The sequence below is a fragment of the bacterium genome, from assembly GCA_028820935.1.
GTDB lineage: Bacteria > Actinomycetota > Acidimicrobiia > Spongiisociales > Spongiisociaceae > Spongiisocius.
Genome location: JAPPHZ010000036.1, coordinates 22,054 through 38,711 on the forward strand (window position 1 = coordinate 22,054; position 16,658 = coordinate 38,711).

18 protein-coding genes are annotated in these 16,658 nt (G+C 66.3%); 16 read left to right on the top strand and 2 right to left on the bottom strand.

Annotated features, from left to right (window positions below):
• The first annotated feature begins 165 nt into the window (after nt 1-165).
• The 4 genes from OXM57_10465 (at nt 166) to OXM57_10480 (ending at nt 4,503) form a co-directional block, all read left to right on the top strand.
• Entirely contained in the window at nt 166-735 is a 570-nt protein-coding gene (locus OXM57_10465; GenBank protein ID MDE0353100.1) for a Fe-S cluster assembly protein HesB, read from the top strand.
• Nucleotides 732-1,403: a uridine kinase gene (gene udk / locus OXM57_10470; GenBank protein MDE0353101.1), complete on the top strand. Its 672-nt coding sequence runs from the start codon at nt 732-734 to the stop codon at nt 1,401-1,403. The genes OXM57_10465 and udk overlap by 4 nt, the downstream gene beginning before the upstream one ends.
• Before the next feature lie 63 nt (nt 1,404-1,466).
• Nucleotides 1,467-2,285: a pyrroline-5-carboxylate reductase gene (gene proC / locus OXM57_10475; GenBank protein ID MDE0353102.1), complete on the top strand. Its 819-nt coding sequence runs from the start codon at nt 1,467-1,469 to the stop codon at nt 2,283-2,285.
• Nucleotides 2,286-2,358: 73 nt separating this feature from the next.
• Nucleotides 2,359-4,503: a heterodisulfide reductase-related iron-sulfur binding cluster gene (locus tag OXM57_10480; GenBank protein MDE0353103.1), complete on the top strand. Its 2,145-nt coding sequence runs from the start codon at nt 2,359-2,361 to the stop codon at nt 4,501-4,503.
• 55 nt (nt 4,504-4,558) lie between these two features.
• On the opposite strand, the gene OXM57_10485 is transcribed toward OXM57_10480, so the two are convergent.
• Nucleotides 4,559-5,158 (bottom strand): hypothetical protein, encoded by a 600-nt coding sequence (locus OXM57_10485; protein MDE0353104.1) that lies wholly within the window; start codon nt 5,156-5,158, stop codon nt 4,559-4,561.
• 311 nt (nt 5,159-5,469) lie between these two features.
• Between OXM57_10485 and OXM57_10490 the strand changes: the two genes are divergently transcribed.
• Nucleotides 5,470-6,285 carry a hypothetical protein gene (locus tag OXM57_10490; protein ID MDE0353105.1) on the top strand — a complete coding sequence of 272 codons (816 nt, stop codon included), beginning with the start codon at nt 5,470-5,472 and terminating at the stop codon, nt 6,283-6,285.
• A 70-nt stretch (nt 6,286-6,355) separates the two neighbouring features.
• On the opposite strand, the gene OXM57_10495 is transcribed toward OXM57_10490, so the two are convergent.
• Nucleotides 6,356-6,610 (bottom strand): hypothetical protein, encoded by a 255-nt coding sequence (locus OXM57_10495; protein ID MDE0353106.1) that lies wholly within the window; start codon nt 6,608-6,610, stop codon nt 6,356-6,358.
• A 193-nt stretch (nt 6,611-6,803) separates the two neighbouring features.
• On the opposite strand from OXM57_10495, the gene clpS reads away from it, so the two are divergent.
• From clpS to OXM57_10550, 11 genes are all read left to right on the top strand, one after another.
• The gene (gene clpS / locus OXM57_10500) at nt 6,804-7,130 is read left to right on the top strand and encodes an ATP-dependent Clp protease adapter ClpS (GenBank protein ID MDE0353107.1); all 327 of its coding nucleotides are present in this window, start codon (nt 6,804-6,806) and stop codon (nt 7,128-7,130) included.
• Nucleotides 7,130-7,597 (top strand): DUF2017 family protein, encoded by a 468-nt coding sequence (locus OXM57_10505; GenBank protein MDE0353108.1) that lies wholly within the window; start codon nt 7,130-7,132, stop codon nt 7,595-7,597. Before clpS ends, OXM57_10505 begins: the two co-directional genes overlap by 1 nt.
• A gap of 94 nt (nt 7,598-7,691) precedes the next feature.
• Nucleotides 7,692-8,549: an LLM class flavin-dependent oxidoreductase gene (locus tag OXM57_10510; protein ID MDE0353109.1), complete on the top strand. Its 858-nt coding sequence runs from the start codon at nt 7,692-7,694 to the stop codon at nt 8,547-8,549.
• A gap of 138 nt (nt 8,550-8,687) precedes the next feature.
• The gene (locus tag OXM57_10515) at nt 8,688-9,185 is read left to right on the top strand and encodes a (2Fe-2S)-binding protein (GenBank protein ID MDE0353110.1); all 498 of its coding nucleotides are present in this window, start codon (nt 8,688-8,690) and stop codon (nt 9,183-9,185) included.
• Nucleotides 9,182-11,557 (top strand): xanthine dehydrogenase family protein molybdopterin-binding subunit, encoded by a 2,376-nt coding sequence (locus tag OXM57_10520; GenBank protein MDE0353111.1) that lies wholly within the window; start codon nt 9,182-9,184, stop codon nt 11,555-11,557. The genes OXM57_10515 and OXM57_10520 overlap by 4 nt, the downstream gene beginning before the upstream one ends.
• Before the next feature lie 13 nt (nt 11,558-11,570).
• Nucleotides 11,571-12,437 carry a xanthine dehydrogenase family protein subunit M gene (locus OXM57_10525; protein MDE0353112.1) on the top strand — a complete coding sequence of 289 codons (867 nt, stop codon included), beginning with the start codon at nt 11,571-11,573 and terminating at the stop codon, nt 12,435-12,437.
• A gap of 311 nt (nt 12,438-12,748) precedes the next feature.
• Nucleotides 12,749-13,633 carry a MoxR family ATPase gene (locus OXM57_10530; GenBank protein MDE0353113.1) on the top strand — a complete coding sequence of 295 codons (885 nt, stop codon included), beginning with the start codon at nt 12,749-12,751 and terminating at the stop codon, nt 13,631-13,633.
• Between the two features lie 6 nt (nt 13,634-13,639).
• Nucleotides 13,640-14,809: a VWA domain-containing protein gene (locus OXM57_10535; protein ID MDE0353114.1), complete on the top strand. Its 1,170-nt coding sequence runs from the start codon at nt 13,640-13,642 to the stop codon at nt 14,807-14,809.
• The gene (locus OXM57_10540) at nt 14,806-15,114 is read left to right on the top strand and encodes an XdhC family protein (protein ID MDE0353115.1); all 309 of its coding nucleotides are present in this window, start codon (nt 14,806-14,808) and stop codon (nt 15,112-15,114) included. Before OXM57_10535 ends, OXM57_10540 begins: the two co-directional genes overlap by 4 nt.
• Entirely contained in the window at nt 15,108-15,896 is a 789-nt protein-coding gene (locus OXM57_10545) for an XdhC/CoxI family protein (protein ID MDE0353116.1), read from the top strand. Before OXM57_10540 ends, OXM57_10545 begins: the two co-directional genes overlap by 7 nt.
• On the top strand, nt 15,880-16,539 hold the full coding sequence (locus tag OXM57_10550; protein MDE0353117.1) for a nucleotidyltransferase family protein: 660 nt from the start codon (nt 15,880-15,882) through the stop codon (nt 16,537-16,539). Before OXM57_10545 ends, OXM57_10550 begins: the two co-directional genes overlap by 17 nt.
• The last annotated feature ends 119 nt before the right edge of the window (nt 16,540-16,658 follow it).

Genomic DNA, 16,658 nt, shown 5'->3' on the forward strand with positions numbered 1-16,658 from the left:
CGTTACGTCGAATGGCCGGACGGCGTGGCCCCGGACCTCTGCCCCGGCGCATCGGGCCCAAGCGGAGGTACCCTCAGAGCGAGGCATGCCGCTTCGGGGCCTACCCGGGCGACCTGACTCGATTCGACGAAACCGGGGCGATCGCTCCACAGAAAGGGAGGATTCATGCCCGACGCGCTTCCGTGGACCTCTTCGGAGGATGCCAACCGGCTTCTCGCCGCCAGTCCGCTGGCTCTCATGATCGGGATGCTGCTGGACCAGCAGGTGAGGATGGAGGTGGCTTTTCACTCCCCGCACGCCCTTCAGGAACGGTTGGGACAGCCGCTGGACGCGGCCGGCATCGCCGCAGTCGACGGGGACGAGCTGGAGGCTATCTTCCGGGGCCCGCCCGCCCTCCACCGCTTTCCCAACGCCATGGCTCGGCGCACGCAGGCGCTGTGCCAGGCGCTTTCCGATCAGTACGACGGTGACCCGGCCGCCATCTGGAGGACCGCCTCGGATGGCCGCGAGCTGCTGAGGCGGCTCAAGAAGCTCCCCGGATTCGGCGACGCCAAGGCCCGCATCTTCGCGGGCATCGTCGGAAAGCGGCTCGGCGAGGGCCCGCCGGGCTGGGAGGACGTGGCCGCCGACTGGCCCTCCATCGCCGACATCGCCGAGTTCGACCAGATCGATGCTCTGCGCCAGGCCAAGGCGCGCATGAAGGCCGAGCAGAAGGCGGCCAAGGGCAGGCGGTGAGGACGTCCGGCGGGGTCCGGGTGGGGGAGGGAAACCGGGACCGGTCGGAGGGGCGCCCCTTCGTGATCGGTGTTGCGGGCGGGTCGGGCTCGGGCAAGAGCACGATCTGCAAGGCGATCGTCGACCGGATCGGCCCTGAACACGTGGCGCTGATCGCCCACGACGCCTACTACCGGCACCGGCCCGAGATCTCGTACGAGGAGCGGACCAAGGTCAACTACGACCATCCCGACTCGCTCGAGACCGAACTCCTCCTGGTCCACCTGGAGAGCCTGGCGGCCGGGGAGACGATCCAGCACCCCCTGTACGACTTCTCCCGGCACCTGCGCAGGTTCGAGACCGTTTCCATCCCGTCGCGGCCGGTGATCCTGATCGAGGGGATACTGACGCTGGTGGAGCCCGACGTGCGCAAGGCGCTGGACCTTCGAGTGTTCGTGGACACCGACGCCGACCTGAGGGTGCTGCGCCGGGTGGAGCGTGACATGCGGGAGAGAGGGCGATTGCTCGAATCGATAGTCGCCCAGTACCAGGCCACCGTGAAGCCCATGCACGAGCGGTTCGTGGAGCCCTCGAAGCGGCACGCCGACCTGGTCATCCCCGAGGGTTACAACCGTAAGGCCGTCAGCGCGCTGGTGGCCATGATCCGCGAGGTCCTAGACCGTCGATAGTCCCCCTGGGACGAAGTCCTGGCGAAGCCGGATCGGTCCTGCGGCGCGCCATATACTCCGACCATGGATCGGTCCTCCATCGCAATCGTCGGGGTCGGCGCCATGGGCGGCGCCCTCTTGTCCGGCCTCCTCGAGGCCGGCTGGACCCCTCCGGACCTGACGCTGATCGAGGCCTACGAACCTCGGGCCGCGGAGCTGCGCGAAACCACCGGCTGCCGGACCGTGACCGCACCGGCCGATGGCATCGACGGCCAGGACATCGTGGTGCTGGCGGTCAAACCCCAGGACATCCACGGTGCCCTGCTTCAACTGGCCGAGGTGTTGACCGCCGATCAAGTACTCGTGGCGCTGGTCGCCGGGGTTCCGATCAGCGTGTACGAGCGGGCTCTCGGCGAGGTGCCGGTGATCCGGACCATGCCCAACACGCCCGCACTGGTAGGTGAGGGGATCACCGCCTGCGCGGCCGGCGCCCACGCCACCGCCGATCACCTGGCTATGGCCCGGACCGTACTGTCGGCCGTGGGCCTGGTGGAGGAGGTCGACGAGGCCCTGATGGATGCGGTGACCGCGGTGTCGGGGAGCGGACCGGCCTATGCCTACCTGCTCGCCGAGGCGATGGTTGCCGAGGGAATCCGCCAGGGACTCGATCCGGCGACAGCGCTGCGGCTGACGGCGCGGACCATCAGGGGCGCAGGGACGATGATGGAGACCTCCGATGACGACCCATCCGTGCTGCGCCAACGGGTGGCGTCTCCGGGCGGCACCACCGCCGAGGCCCTGGCGGTCATGGACCGGCGCGGTTTCGTGGACGTGGTCCGTGAGGCGGTAGCCGCCGCGACGGACCGCTCCATTGAGCTCGGAGAGATCGCCGCCGGCTCGTAACCGTTTGGTCGACAAGTCCGGCAAGGCTGCGCTCTACACTCGGGCGACCGTCCGAAACACGGAGGGAGCCCGGATGCGCCGCAAGTTCACCGCCGCCGAGATACTGGTGTTCCTGGGAGTGCTGGCGGCGGTCGGAACCCTGGCGAGTTGGTTTGCCGGACAGTTTCCGGGCCACGCCGAGAGCCCCGTATCCCGCAAGGTGTTCGTCAACATCCCGGCCGCGCTGGAAGGCATGTTCTACGTGGCGGTGGCGGGCTTCCTGTTCCTGACCTTCTACCTGTTCGCGCTCCGGGCCAAGAACTGGCAGCGGGGCGCGCCCGACCGGCGCACCGGTCACTGGAGGGAGCGGCTGGAGGCCATGGGCGCCGGACTCCGGATGCAGACGCTCATGCGCGACCGCGGCGCCGGGCTGATGCACTCCATGGTCTACTACGGGTTCGTGGTGCTGTTCCTGGGTACCGTGACCCTGGAGATCGACCACCTGCTACCGGCGGCTTTCAAGTTCCTCCAGGACGATGTCTACCGGGCCTATTCCTTCATCCTGGATGCGGCGGCGCTGGTGTTTCTCGGGGGGTTGGCCTGGGCCTTCGTGAGAAGGTACGGGCAGGCGCCGTGGCGCCTGCGGTCCAAGACCCGACCCGAGGACTTCTGGATCCTCGTGACCCTGGCCCTGATCGGCGTTAGCGGGCTGGCAACCGAAGCGGCCCGGATCGCGGTCGAGAACCGGCCGTCCTATGAGGTGTGGTCATTCGTGGGCTACCCGCTGTCGCTGCTCGTGCCGCAGGTGTCGGCTGCGGGGATCCACCAGGTCATCTGGATAATCCACGTGGCTTCCTTCCTGGCATTCCTGGTGGTGCTGCCCACCACCAAGCTCCGGCACATGGTCACCTCGCCGGTCAACATGTTCCTGGGCCCCAAAGAACGGCCACCGGGGGCCATGCGGGAGATGCCCAACCTGATGGAGGTCGACGACATCGAGACCGTGGGCGCGTCGCTCGTGGGGGAGTTCACCTGGAAGCAGCTGCTCGACACCGACGCATGCACGGTGTGCGGGCGGTGCACATCGGTATGCCCTGCCACCGCCACGGGCAAACCGCTGGATCCGCGCGAGATCGTGCTCAAGCTCGGTGAGGTGGCGGCCCGGACGGCCGACCCGGCCGTCACGCCCCCGGTCTCGGTGGACGAGGCCATCACCGTGTCTGCCGACAACGTGTTCGAGCGGATCACCCCCGAGGAGCTCTGGGCCTGCACGTCGTGCAAGGCATGCGACGAGATCTGTCCGGTCGACATCGAGATCCTGGACAAGATCCTCGATATGCGCCGCTACCTGGCTTTGATGGAGGCGGACTTCCCGGCCGAGTTGGGGAAGGCCTACCTGTCGATGGAGAACTCCTCCAATCCTTACGGTATGGGCCAGGCGGACCGAGCGGCGTGGACCGCCGAGTTGGACTTCGAAGTGCCCATCCTCGGCCAGGATGTGGACACGGCCGAGTATCTCTACTGGGTGGGTTGTGCCGGCTCGTTCGATGACCGTAACCGGAAGGTGACGGTGGCGACCGCCCGCCTCCTTCATGAGGCCGGGGTCAGCTTCGCCATACTGGGTCCAGCCGAGTTGTGCACGGGTGATCCGGCCCGGCGGTCGGGAAACGAGTTCGTCTTCCAGATGCTGGCCATCCAGAATGTCGAGACGCTCGAGGACCGGGGGGTGCGGAAGGTCATCACCCAGTGCCCGCATTGCTTCAACACCCTGAAGAACGAGTACCCGCAGTTCGGCGGGGACTACGAGGTGATCCATCACAGCCAAGTCCTGTCCGACCTGGTGAGCCAGGGCCTGCTCCGGACCAGGAACGGGAAGTCCAAGACGGTCACCTATCACGATTCCTGCTACCTCGGGCGCCACAACGGCGTGTACATGGCCCCCCGGGGAGTGGTGGCTTCCATCGGCGGGATCAACGTGGTGGAGATGGGCAGGTCCGGGACCCGCTCTTTCTGTTGCGGCGCCGGCGGTGCACAGATGTGGATGGAGGAGCGGGTCGGCAAGAAGGTCAACATCGACCGGGCCGAGGAAGCGGTGGCAACCGGCGCGGACGAGGTAGCGGTGGCGTGCCCCTTCTGTTACGTGATGCTCGATGACGGCGTGCGCGAGCTTGGCGAGGAGGAGTCGGTGGCTGTCCGAGACATCTCGATGATCCTGGCCGACTCCGTCTTCGAAGACTAGTCTCTAGTTGTTAGTCTCTAGTCTCTAGTTATGACTAACAACTACCAACTAGCGACTACACGTGTGGGGGGAGTGACTGCCAGAGGTCGTCGAGCTGCTTATGAAGGACGCCGGCCTCGGGCGCCACGTATCCGGAGTCACCGCGACGCTTGACGATCACTCCTATCTGCCTCAGCCAGCCCAGCACGACATGTCCTTGGTAGGCAGGAGGCGTCGAGCCGTCTTCGGAGAGGGCGGTGAAGATGTGCCGGGTGGGGATGGGGTTGTCGGGCCCTCCGTTGGCGGCCAGGTAGCCCACGATGGCCTCCACCTGCTGCCGGGACGCCCGTACGGTGTAACGGTTCCCGCTCTTCTTCGAAGTCACGGTCTTGACGAGGACGTCGCGGTCCCTGGTGTACCAGGCCGGCCGTCCGGTGCTTCTAGCGAGGTAGGAGGTCAGCCGCGGGTCCTCGAACTGAGCGTACGAGAGGGCCTGGCGGTTGCCGGACACTTTGGAGAGGCGGACGCTCTCGGCGCGGGTGGCGGTCTCCTTGACCGCTCGGGCGAAGGAGGCCAGGTGGACAGCGTCGTCGTACCGCCCTCCGGACAGGGCGGTCTCGGCCCTCGCCCTCAGTATTTCTTCACAGGCGCGAAGGGCGGCCTCGGCCCAGGCCATACTGTCGGTTTGTGTCGAAGTGTTTCGGCGTGCCATACTTGTCCGAGACTATTGAACGTGTCCGATCTCCATAGGACTCTATTAACTGTGTGATAGGACGGTTCGGGAGTAGTGACCCGGCTCGACGAACCTGTCTCTGCGAAGAATCAGGCTCCCAGCCTCTCGCCGGCTCAACGGAGCTACCTGCCGGATCCCGCCACAATAACCACGGCCTAGACCGCGAAGGTAGCACCGAACGGGCTCCATTCACAGGATTTACACACCGGTCTCGCCTTGCCGAGTGGACATCCGTTCCGATTACCCTCCGGCCCATGAGGATCGGTTATCAAGGCGAAGGCCTTTCATACTCGGACCAGGTGGCGATCCGGCTCTTCCCGGAGGCACAACGGGTCGGTTTCGGCAGCTTCGCTCGGGCCTTCCAGGCGCTCGGGCACGGTGATGTCGATCGGCTGGTGCTGCCGATCGAGAACTCCACCGTCGGGAGCATCCTGCCGGTTCTCGACCGCCTGGCCCGGCACCCGGTATCGATCATCGGCGAGCACCTCATCGAGGTGCGCCATGCTCTGATCGGCCTCCCGGGATCGACCATCGACGGTATCGAGGAGGTCTGGTCCCATCCCCAAGCCCTCTCACAGGCGGACGACCGCATCGAGCAGGCAGGATGGAACCCGATTCCTTTCTATGACACGGCGGGCGCGGTAAGGGCCGTTGTCGAGAGAGGCGATCCTTCGGTGGCGGCGCTTGCCCCCCGCCACACGGCCCGGCGCCATGGCGGGAAGGTACTCCAGGAGGACTTCCTGGATCGGGACCACAACACCACCCGGTTCGTGATCCTGGCCAGCGACGGATGGGAGGTGAGCGAGGACGCAAACAAGACTTCGATGGTGTTCGAGACGGCGCACTCACCCGGCGCGCTGGCCCTTGCCCTGACCGAACTCGGCCTGCGGGGCGCCAACCTGACCCACCTGCAGTCGCGGCCCGCGGACGAGGCCTGGAAATACCGGTTCTACGCCGACATGATCCACAAGCCCGGTCCGCAGGGAGTGAAGGACGTCCTCGAGCCCCGCCCGGCCACCCTGGCTGCGTTGCGGATACTGGGTACCTACCCGGCCGCCGAGGTCCCCTGATAACAAACGAGCCCAAGAGGTGGGACAGGTTCCACCCTGGTCGACCTCGCCGCCCATGCGTCGAGGGGAATCAGCGCCCGCCGGCACTCCCATTGTGGCCGACGCTCTCGATGTAGAAGAGGGCGACATCGACCGGCCCGTCGCCGGTCTGTATCTCGGCGAAATCGACCCCCACCTCGGTCAGCACCCCGGTGAAGGACCTACCGCCGGCAGTGCGGAGTCGGATCGGATGACGGAGCTGTTCCGCTTCGATCAGGGAGTCCCTGAGGGTCCGCCGCAGCGGTGGGGTACGGGTCGGGGGGTGGTGGTCATGTGTAGCACTCATGACGTCAGCGTGCCGAGGATCCGGCCGGGTTTCAATACCCATGTGTCCGGCGCCACCCGAGGAGGGTGCCGGAAGAGACGGGATGGGTTGGTCCTCGAGGTCTTGACCTGGGGTCTCATCTCCTACTAAAGGGCCAGCGGGACATTTGTCAGCCCCCCTAGCCTCGTGGCCGGCGCCCGGATATCCTGCGGTCATGAGCCCGATCATCAGGAGGCCCGCGGGGTCGCCGGCTGCCACGATCGCGCCCGAGCGGATCGATGTACCGGAGGTGGACGATCGAGCCGTCCATGATCGTGGTTGGAACGTGGTCGTCTGGAACGACCCCGTGAACCTCATGTCCTACGTGGTGCTCGTGTTCCGCCGGATCTTCGGCTACTCGGAGGAGAAAGCGACCCGGCTGATGCTCGAGGTGCACCACGAGGGCCGCTCGATCGTCAGCACGGCGCCGCGCGAGAAGGCGGAGATCGACTGCTACACCCTGCATCGCTACGCGTTGTGGGCGACCATCGAACGGGCGTGATGCCACGCTTCAAGGTATCGGCGGATCGCATCGAGATGCGTCCCGTGGGAGACGACCTGATCGCCCTTTCCCTGATGCAGGAGACGCTCGCGTCGGTGGGCGAGCAGCCTGACGACCCGGCGGTCGGGCGGCTGTCGGTGGCGGCGTATCCGGATGATGGGGACGCTCAGTCCGAGTACGAACGGCTCATGAATCCGGAGTTGGATCGCCAGCGACGCATGGACCGGGACGCGGTGGCTTCCGTCCTCAAGGCGGCCGAGAGCGGGAGTGTGGACCTCACCCCTCCGGAGGCGGAAGCGCTGTTGATGGTTCTCAACGAGGCTCGCCTGGCCCTCGGCGCCCGGTTGGGGATCGTGGAGGATGGCTGGGGGTCCGACGAGAGGCGAACGTCCGATCCGGTCGCGTTGCTACTTCGTTACCTGACCGCCTACCAGGACGATCTCATCCGGGCGCTTTCTAGTTTCTAGTTGTTAGTCTCTAGTTTCTAGTGTATAGGTTGTAGTTATTACTAGCAACTAGCAACTAGCGATTAGCAACCAGAATCAAGCCTCGGAGGTGCCGGTGACCAGGGCCACTCGTTACGGGATCTGTACCGATCAGTCGCTGCCCTATCGCACTCTCGTGGACCGGTGGAAGTACTACGAGGAGCTGGGGTTCGACAGCATCTGGGATTGTGACCACTTCAACCGGCCCAGCAATCCCTCCGATCCCTACTTCGAGGGGTGGACTCTTCTGGCTGCGCTCGCCGCGGAGACCGACCGGATCAGGGTCGGCGTGCTCGTGGCCAGCAACACCTTCCGGCATCCGGCGCTGGTGGCGCAGCAGGCCATCACCATCGACCACATCTCGGGCGGGCGCCTGGAACTGGGCCTCGGGGCAGGGTGGTTCGAGGCCGAACACGAGCAGTTCGGCATACCGTTGGAGGACCCGCCGGTCCGGGTAGCCAAGTTCAAGGAGGCGGTCGAGGTGATCGACTCCCTTGTCCGCGGCCGCACCACGACCTACGACGGCCGGTATTACCGGCTCCGGGACGCGCAGCTGCGACCGCCTCCGCTCCAGTCACCCCGGCCCCCTCTGACACTGGGCGCCCACCGGCCCCGCATGTTGCGGATATGCGCCGAATTCGCCGATCGCTGGAACTCGCACGGCACGGTCGGCGAGATGGCCGAGCGCAACCGTTTGCTCGACGAGGCCTGCCTGGAGATCGGGCGGGATCCGAGCGAGATCACCAGGTCCCTCTACGCGTGGATACCCAGCCTGACGACCGTGGGGATGCCGGATCCGTGGACAGGGCCGGAGGCTTTCGCGGAGGTGGTGGGCCGTTACTCGGAGGTCGGGGTGAACGAGTTCATCTTCGATCAGCCCCGCGCCGACCAGCTGGGGAATGCGGAGGCGATCGCTGCCCGGGTTCTTCGGTAACCGTAGGCGTCCGGATTCCCCGTTTCACCCGGCGCTGATCCGGCCCGGCCGGACGTCAAAACACGGGCATATCTCGACAAGAATCCGGCGATTTTGATACCGTTTAGGTAGCCAGCCGCTCCGAAAGGAAGACGCTTGATGAAGGTGTCCATGTCAGTCAATGGAAGGCAGGTCTCCGGGGAAGCCGAACCACGCACGCTGCTGGTTCACTTCCTACGGGAGACCCTGGGGTTGACGGGCACGCACGTGGGATGCGAGTCGTCCTACTGCGGTGCCTGCACCATCAGCCTGGACGGCAAGGCCGTGCTCTCCTGCACCATGCTGGCCGCCCAAGCCGATGGTGCGGATATCACCACCGTCGAGGGTCTGGCCAGCAACGGCGAACTGCATCCGGTCCAGGAGGGCTTCTGGGAGCGCCACGGCCTCCAGTGCGGCTTCTGCACCCCCGGGATGATCATGTCGGCCGTCACCCTCCTCGAGGAGAACGACAACCCCTCAGAAGAGGAGATCCGGCGCGGCATCGAGGGCAACCTGTGCCGTTGCACCGGGTACCACAACATCGTGCGGGCAATCGAGTACGCCGGCGCCAAGATGCGCGGTGAAGAGCCCGCCCCGGCCGAATGGGAGAACGCATGAGCTCAACGAGTGTGCTTGGCGGGGTCGTACGGCGCCGTGAAGATCCTGCTCTGATCCAGGGCGGCGGTCGCTATACCGACGATGTGAAGCTGCTGGGCACCGCCCATGCGGCCTTCGTCCGGAGCCCGTTCGCCCACGCCAGCGTTCTATCGGTCGACACGTCCGCCGCCGCGGCGATGGACGGGGTGCTGGCCGTCTACACCGCGGCCGATGTGGAGCACCTGGGGCCGCTGGTGGCTCAGGCGCCGGTCGGTGCCCTGCGGCCGCTGCTCAACAACGGCACCGTGAAGCACGTCGGCGAAGCGGTGGCGATGGTCGTGGCCGAAGATCCGTACGTGGCCCGTGACGCCGCCGATGCGGTCGATGTCGACTACGACGCTCTGGCAGCCGTGGTGGACCTGAAGCACTCGCTCAGCGACGAGGCGCTTGTCCACGAGGACATGGAGTCGAACACCCTGGTTTCCTGGACGGGCCCGTTCGGCGCGGACGCCGATGCCCTGGCGGCCGTCAAGGCGGGTATCGATGCGGAGAAGTCCAGGGACGATGTGGTGGTGGTCTCCCAGGAGATGATCAACCAGCGGCTCATACCGGTTCCGATCGAGCCCCGCTCGGTCATGGCCGACTACCAGGCGGGCTACGGACGCTTTGACGTCTACTCGTCCACCCAGATCCCGTCGGCGCTCGCCGGGGCCATCGGCAAGTACTTCGGTCTGGCCCTCAACCAGGTGACCGTCAAGGCGATGGAGGTGGGCGGCGGTTTCGGCTGCAAGCTCAACGTCTACAACGACGAGGTGCTCGTGGCCTTCGCCTCCAAGCAGCTGGGATGCCCGGTCAAGTGGACCGAGACCCGCCGCGAGGCGGCCAACTCGACCATCCAGGGACGGGGCTGGATAGCTACCGCCACCATGACCGGCACGACCGACGGTGAGATTCTCGGATTCGAGTTGGAAGGCATCGCCGACATGGGCGCCTACTCCCAGAACTTCACCGTCGCCATCCCGTTCCTCGGGGTGTTCGTCGGGTCGGGCCAGTACTCCTTCCCCACTCATTGGAAGATGGACTGCGTCACCACCCACACGATGACCACCGACGCCTACCGGGGCGCCGGCCGGCCGGAGGCCGCCTACTACCTGGAGCGGATCCTCGACATGTACTCGAGGAAGATCGGGGTGGATCCGGCGGAGGTGCGGCGCAAGAACTACATCCCGGCGAGCGAGTTCCCGGGGGCGGTGTCGCCGATGGGGTTCCCCATGGATACGGGGGACTACGAGACCAACCTGGATGCCGCCCTCGAGTCGGCCGGCTGGTCCGGCCTGCTGGCCGAGCGGGACGCCGCGCGCGCCGAGGGACGCCACGTCGGGGTCGGGATCGCCACCTATGTCGAGGTATGCGGATTCGGACCCTCGGGCCTGGTGGACCTCGGCTTCTCGTGGGCCGAGTACCAGATGCCGTCGGCGTTCAACGGCTCAAGCCTGGTGAGAGTGCATCCGGACGGGTCGGCCACCGTGTCGATCGGAACCGGACCCTCCGGCCAGGGCCACCAGACGACCTGGGCACAGATAGTCGGAGACGGCCTCGGAATGGATGTCGACCGGATCCGGGTGATCCACGGCGACACCGAGGAGTCCCCGCCCAGCATCGGCACGTTCGGGTCCAGGTCCGCAGCTGTGGACGGTTCCGCCTGCTACGAGGCCACCCAGAAGGTCCAGGCCAAGGCGGCCAGAATCGCGGCTCACCTGCTCGAAGCATCCGAGGATGACATCGAGTTCGCCGACGGAGGCGCCCATGTGGCGGGGACCGACAGTTCGGTCAGTTGGGGCGAGATCGCCAAGACCGCCTACCAGCCTCATCTCCTGCCGGAAGGTATGGAGGGCGGATTGGAGGCGCACGCCATCTTCAGCCCCGGCAACGCCACCTGGCCGTTCGGCACGCACATCGCCATGGTGGAGGTCGATGCCGATACCGGGGACGTGAGGCTGTTGCGATACATCGGGATGGACGACTGCGGCAACGTGATCAGTCCGATGATCGTGGACGGTCAGATCCACGGTGGCATTGCGCAGGGTGTCGGCCAGGCCATGTTCGAGGATGCGGTCTACGACATGGACGGGAACCTGTTGTCGGCCTCGTTGGTGGACTACATCCTGCCTACCGCCGTCGACCTGCCTTCGTTCGAGTTGGGCCGCACGGTGACGCCCACCGATATCAACCCGCTCGGGGTGAAGGGCATCGGCGAGGCGGGCACCATCGGCGCCGCGCAGACGGTTGTCAACGCGGTGGTGGACGCCTTGGAGTCGTTGGGTGTGACCCATATCGACATGCCGTTACGCCCCCAACGGGTGTGGCAGGCGATCCAGGACGCCCAGGCGTAGGGAGGAGGAGCCCATGTATCCACGACAGTTCGACTACGAAGCGCCCTCCAGCCTGGATGAGGCGCTGGCTGCTCTCGATGCGAATCCGGGAGCCAAGGTGCTGGCCGGCGGCATGAGCCTGCTGCCGATGATGAAGATGCGGCTGCTGTCGCCCGAGATGGTGGTGGACATCGGCCGGATCGGCGGGTTGGGTGACATCACCGACAACGGTGATTCCATCTCGATCGGTGCGCTGGTGACCCATGCCGAGGTTGCGGCCAGCGGCCTGGTCCAGGACCACGGCGCGGCGCTGGCCACGGCTGCTTCCTGGACGGGTGATCGCCAGGTCCGTAACCGGGGTACGTGCTGCGGGTCGATGGTCCATGCCGATGTGGCGGCCGACCAGCCGGTTGCGGCACTTGCTCTGGGCGCCACGATGGTGGCGGCGTCGTCGGGTGGCACGCGTGAGATCGCGGCTGCCGACTTCTTCGTGGACACGTTGATGTCCGCGTTGGAGCCCGGCGAGATCCTGACCGAGATGCGGATTCCCAAGGTTGGCGCCGGCACGGGTTCGGCTTACGACAAGCTGGGCCGCCGGGGTGGTCACACGGACTATGCGGTGGCCGGCGTTGCTGCTTCGGTGACCCGTTCCAACGGTTCGGTCAGCGCGGCCACGGTGGCGGTGACCGGTGTGGGCAACCGCCCCGTTCTGGTGCCCGAGGTTGCGGACGCACTGGTCGGTTCCGACGGATCCGACGCCGCCGTCGAGGCGGCGGCCGCCCACGCGACCGCCGGGATCGATGTGCTGGAGGACCTATACGGGTCGGTCGGCTACAAGACCCACCTCGCTCAGGTGTTCGCAGCCCGCGCAGTCAAGGCAGCCCTGGCCGCAGCCGGGTAGCCCGCAAGACCGAAGAAACACAGCCCAACAGAGACCGGCCGCCCCACCAGACCCTCGGGGCGGCCGGTTCGCGTGTTGGGTGCGAGTCTGATGCAGCGTGGGTCAACTCGCTTCGCCTCGCCGGATGAGGTGTTCCCGGTGCTTCCCGGATAGGCCGCGACGAAAAGCTGTACTCGAAGCTGTGAAATAGTTGTACTCAGGATGGCGAAAAAGCCGCACTCGAGCTCGATCGGCGAACGGGCGGCATGAGATGGCACGCCGTGGGCATAGGCGCGGACGTCTCTTGGTAGGGGACGTGTATCCTCTTCTCGATGATCCCCGCCACGGTCCGAGAAGTCGCCGACGCGCTCGCCGGCCAGCGTTACATCGCCGACCGCTCGCTGGCGGTCACGATCCACCTCGCCCTGCAGATGGGCCGTCCGCTGTTCCTAGAGGGAGAGGCCGGAGTCGGCAAGACCGAGGTTGCCAAGGTGCTGGCCGCAATCCTCGATCAGCCCCTCATCCGGCTCCAGTGCTACGAGGGTCTTGACGCCGGACACGCCCTCTACGAGTGGGACTACGCCCGCCAGATGCTGGCTATCCGGCTGATCGAAGCTCGTGGCGAGGGCGGAGGGGCGGCCATCTCCGACATCATGAGCCGCGAGTACCTGATCGCCAGGCCGCTGCTAGAGGCTGTGGAGATGGCGGCCGGTGGATCCCGGCCGGTCTTGCTCATCGACGAGCTCGATCGGGCGGATGAGGAGTTCGAGGCCTACCTTCTGGAGTTGCTGTCGGACTTCCAGGTCACCATTCCGGAGGTTGGAACGGTGGCCGCCCAGGAGCCCCCTGTGGTGGTGATCACCTCCAACCGCACCCGAGAGATCCACGACGCCCTGAAACGCCGCTGCCTGTACCACTGGATCGACTATCCCAGCTTCGAGCGAGAGATGGAGATCGTCACGGCCAAGGTGCCCGGCATCGACCAAGCCCTGGCCGCCGATCTGGCCCGGGCGATGGAGAAGTTACGGGACCTGGACCTGTTCAAGCCCCCCGGGATTGCCGAGACGCTGGACTGGGCGGCCGCCCTGAACGTGCTAGGCGCGGAGGTGCTTTCGCCCGAGGCGGCCGGCGATACGCTAGGGGTCATCCTGAAGTACGAGGAGGACATCGAACGGGTACGCACGGCCGGGGTCGGGGGACTCCTCGTAGCCGGTTGATCCCTGATGACCGTCGGCGTGTTCGCTCAGAACGTGATCCACTTCGCGCGCTACCTGCGCGCCAAAGGCCTCGAGGTCGATCCGCGTACCGGCATGGAACTGCTCACCTCGGCCCACGTGTTGGGTCTCGAAGATGTTCGGGACATCAGGTGCGGGTTCCGGTCGCTGGTGGTAACCCGTCCCGATCAGCTGCCGGTGTTCGAGCAGGCGTTCGACCTGTTCTTCGGGTCGGGAGGGCGGAAGCGGCCCCCCGTGGAGGCGGAGTCCGACCGGATGGTTCAGTCCTACCTACCCGTGCTGACCTCGGCCGGCCAGCTCGACGACGAGGACACGGAGGACAGCAGCGAACAGATGGGGGCTTCTCACGCGGAGCGTCTCGGCACCCGCGACTTCGGCGAGCTGACACCCGACGAGATGGCCGAGGTGCGGAGGCTGATTTCTCGCATGGTGTGGAGACCCGCCGAAGCGCTGAGTCGCCGCTGGATGCCCGACTCGATGGGACGCCGCCCCGACATGCGGAGGACCCTGCGGAATGCGGTCGGTCCCCGCGGCGAGCTGCTGGAGATGGAGTTCCGATCCCGCCGGCCTCGCCGGCGTCCGCTGGTGATCATCGCGGACGTGAGCGGATCGATGGAGAAGTACGTGGAACTGCTGCTGTACTTCGCCCACTCGGCCCCGGCACGGATGGGCCGGGTCGAGACCTTCGTGTTCTCCACCCGGCTGACCCGCATAACCCACGAGCTGCGCAGGCGGGATCCGGCCATGGCGCTCCGGCTGGTGGCAGGCCGCGTGCACGACTGGTCGGGCGGCACGCGGATCGGAGAGGCTCTGGCAACCTACAATCGGCTCTGGAGTCGACGGGTGGCTAGAGGTGGTCCGATCGGAATTATCATCAGCGACGGATGGGACCGTGGAGATCCCGAACTGCTGAGCCAGGAGATGGCGCGGTTCTCGCGCTCCGTCCATCGAACCATCTGGCTGAATCCCCTGGCCGGCCGCAAGGGGTACTCGCCGGAGACCCGAGGGCTTAAGGCGGCGTTGCCGTACGTGGACGACTTCCTGCCCGCCGCCCGGCTGGTGGATCTAGGTGGGGTCATCCGGCTGTTGGAGTCGATACCTCCCCACCCGAACCAGGCCGCAAGACGAACATCTAGGCGAGGAGCCCGGGCATCATGAAGGATGAGCTGAGTGTCTACAACCGATGGATCGAGGAAGGGAAGCAGGTCGCGGTGGCGACCGTGGTGCGGGTCAAGGGTTCGGCTCCCCGGCCCGAGGGCGCCAAGTTCCTGGTGTCGTCCGACGGTGACATGGAGGGCTCGGTCAGCGGGGGATGCGTCGAGAACGACGTGTTCCTGCACGCCCAGGAGGTGCTCGCTACGGGAGAGCCTCGCCTGGTGACCTACGGCATCGCCGACGAAGACGCCTTCGAGGTAGGCCTGGCTTGTGGAGGGACCATCCAGGTGCTGGTAGAGAAATGGTGAGGACCCAGTTGGAGGCGGTCCGTAGCCTCGTCGAGAACGAGCGGCTGGGGGCGGTCATAACCGTGGTCGAGGGTCCCGCCACCGGCGCCAAGGCGGTGCTGGATCGGGCGGACGGGCTGGTGGCCGGGAGCATCCCCGGCGAGATACTCGATGCTGTAATGGCTGATGCGGCCAGCCTGATGGACCGTGAGCAGAACCGTACCCTCGGATACGGGGAGCACGAGGTCTACATCGAAACGGTGGCGCCCCAGCCCCGGCTCCTGATCATCGGTGCCGTTCACATCGCGCAGGAGCTCTGCCGGATTGCCCATAGCCTGGGCTTCAGGGTCGTCGTCACCGACTCCCGTCCGTTCTTCACCACGCCCGAGCGCTTTCCAGAGGCGCACCAGGTGATCGTCGGGTGGCCGGGAGAGATCGAGGACCAGTTGGACATCGACCGTCGGACCTATGTGGTGATGCTCAGCCATGACGCCCGGTTCGAGGATCCGATGCTGCCCCTCGTCCTACCCAGTGAAGTCAGATACATCGGGGTGATGGGAAGTCGCCGCACCCACCGGAAGCGGGTGGAACGGCTGCGCAAGGCTGGATTCCCCGACGACCAGATCGCTCGGATCCGCGGACCGGTCGGCCTCGACATCGGCGCCGAGCAACCCGGTGAGGTGGCCATATCCATCCTGGCTGAGATGATCCAGGTCCGGTACGGGTCGGGTACCGGGGAGTCTCTCGTCGGGCGGAAGGGCCGTGTCCACCTTCAACGCACGGAGGATGCCGGCGACCTATGACCGTTCCTGGTCGGGTTCCGTCCAACCGTCAACGCTCGTTCGCCTGGTCATGATGACTGCGGCGCTCGTCCTGGCAGGAGGTGAGTCGAGGCGCTTCGGCCGCCCCAAACAGCTCGCCGACTGGAGAGGGAAGCCGCTCCTGGCGCACGTGGTGGCCCAGGTGCAGGGTTGGCCGCAGGTGGGCGCGGTCTACGTGGTGCTGGGCGCCCGTGCCGAGCAGATCATGCAGACGGTCGATCTCGGCGATGCCGCGGTCATAGAGAACCTCGAGTGGCAGGAGGGGATGGGTTCGTCGCTACGGGTCGGACTGGACTTCCTGATCGGCGAGCGTTCGGTCGATCAGGCCCTGGTGGTGCTAGCGGACCAACCGAACGTGCCCGGTGACGTCGTGCCGAGGCTTCTCGAGGCCCGGAGGCGCTCCCGGCGACCGGTTGTCATTCCCCGATACCGGTTTACGCGCGGACATCCGGTGCTGGTCCATCGTTCGCTGTGGCCCGCCCTGATTACCGGGCTGAGCGGTGACCGGGGGGCCCGCAATCTCTTCCTGGCCCATCCCGAATGGGTGGAGGAGGTGCGGGTGGAAGCCATTCCTCCCGGCGACGTCGACACGCCCGAGGATCTCCGCCGCATCGACAGATCCTGACAGCCAGGCCACGTCGCGACGCGCTAGCCCGGTTGCCCCGATCTTCATGGATGGGGGTTTGCAGGCCGAGTGGGGTGAAGCCTCGGACGCCTGGCCGGGGTCAGCGATCTCGACGGCTC

Excerpts from the sequence above, each read along its gene's own strand:
- OXM57_10545 (MDE0353116.1), top strand. The coding sequence starts at position 15,108 with ATGGTGAGGACCCAGTTGGAGGCGGTCCGTAGCCTCGTCGAGAACGAG.
- OXM57_10505 (MDE0353108.1), top strand. The coding sequence starts at position 7,130 with ATGCCACGCTTCAAGGTATCGGCGGATCGCATCGAGATGCGTCCCGTG.
- clpS (MDE0353107.1), top strand. The coding sequence starts at position 6,804 with ATGAGCCCGATCATCAGGAGGCCCGCGGGGTCGCCGGCTGCCACGATC.
- OXM57_10530 (MDE0353113.1), top strand. The coding sequence starts at position 12,749 with ATGATCCCCGCCACGGTCCGAGAAGTCGCCGACGCGCTCGCCGGCCAG.
- OXM57_10520 (MDE0353111.1), top strand. The coding sequence starts at position 9,182 with ATGAGCTCAACGAGTGTGCTTGGCGGGGTCGTACGGCGCCGTGAAGAT.
- OXM57_10485 (MDE0353104.1), bottom strand. The coding sequence starts at position 5,158 with ATGGCCTGGGCCGAGGCCGCCCTTCGCGCCTGTGAAGAAATACTGAGG.
- OXM57_10490 (MDE0353105.1), top strand. The coding sequence starts at position 5,470 with ATGAGGATCGGTTATCAAGGCGAAGGCCTTTCATACTCGGACCAGGTG.
- OXM57_10535 (MDE0353114.1), top strand. The coding sequence starts at position 13,640 with ATGACCGTCGGCGTGTTCGCTCAGAACGTGATCCACTTCGCGCGCTAC.
- OXM57_10525 (MDE0353112.1), top strand. The coding sequence starts at position 11,571 with ATGTATCCACGACAGTTCGACTACGAAGCGCCCTCCAGCCTGGATGAG.
- OXM57_10495 (MDE0353106.1), bottom strand. The coding sequence starts at position 6,610 with ATGAGTGCTACACATGACCACCACCCCCCGACCCGTACCCCACCGCTG.
- OXM57_10540 (MDE0353115.1), top strand. The coding sequence starts at position 14,806 with ATGAAGGATGAGCTGAGTGTCTACAACCGATGGATCGAGGAAGGGAAG.
- OXM57_10550 (MDE0353117.1), top strand. The coding sequence starts at position 15,880 with ATGCCGGCGACCTATGACCGTTCCTGGTCGGGTTCCGTCCAACCGTCA.
- OXM57_10480 (MDE0353103.1), top strand. The coding sequence starts at position 2,359 with ATGCGCCGCAAGTTCACCGCCGCCGAGATACTGGTGTTCCTGGGAGTG.
- proC (MDE0353102.1), top strand. The coding sequence starts at position 1,467 with ATGGATCGGTCCTCCATCGCAATCGTCGGGGTCGGCGCCATGGGCGGC.
- OXM57_10465 (MDE0353100.1), top strand. The coding sequence starts at position 166 with ATGCCCGACGCGCTTCCGTGGACCTCTTCGGAGGATGCCAACCGGCTT.
- OXM57_10515 (MDE0353110.1), top strand. The coding sequence starts at position 8,688 with ATGAAGGTGTCCATGTCAGTCAATGGAAGGCAGGTCTCCGGGGAAGCC.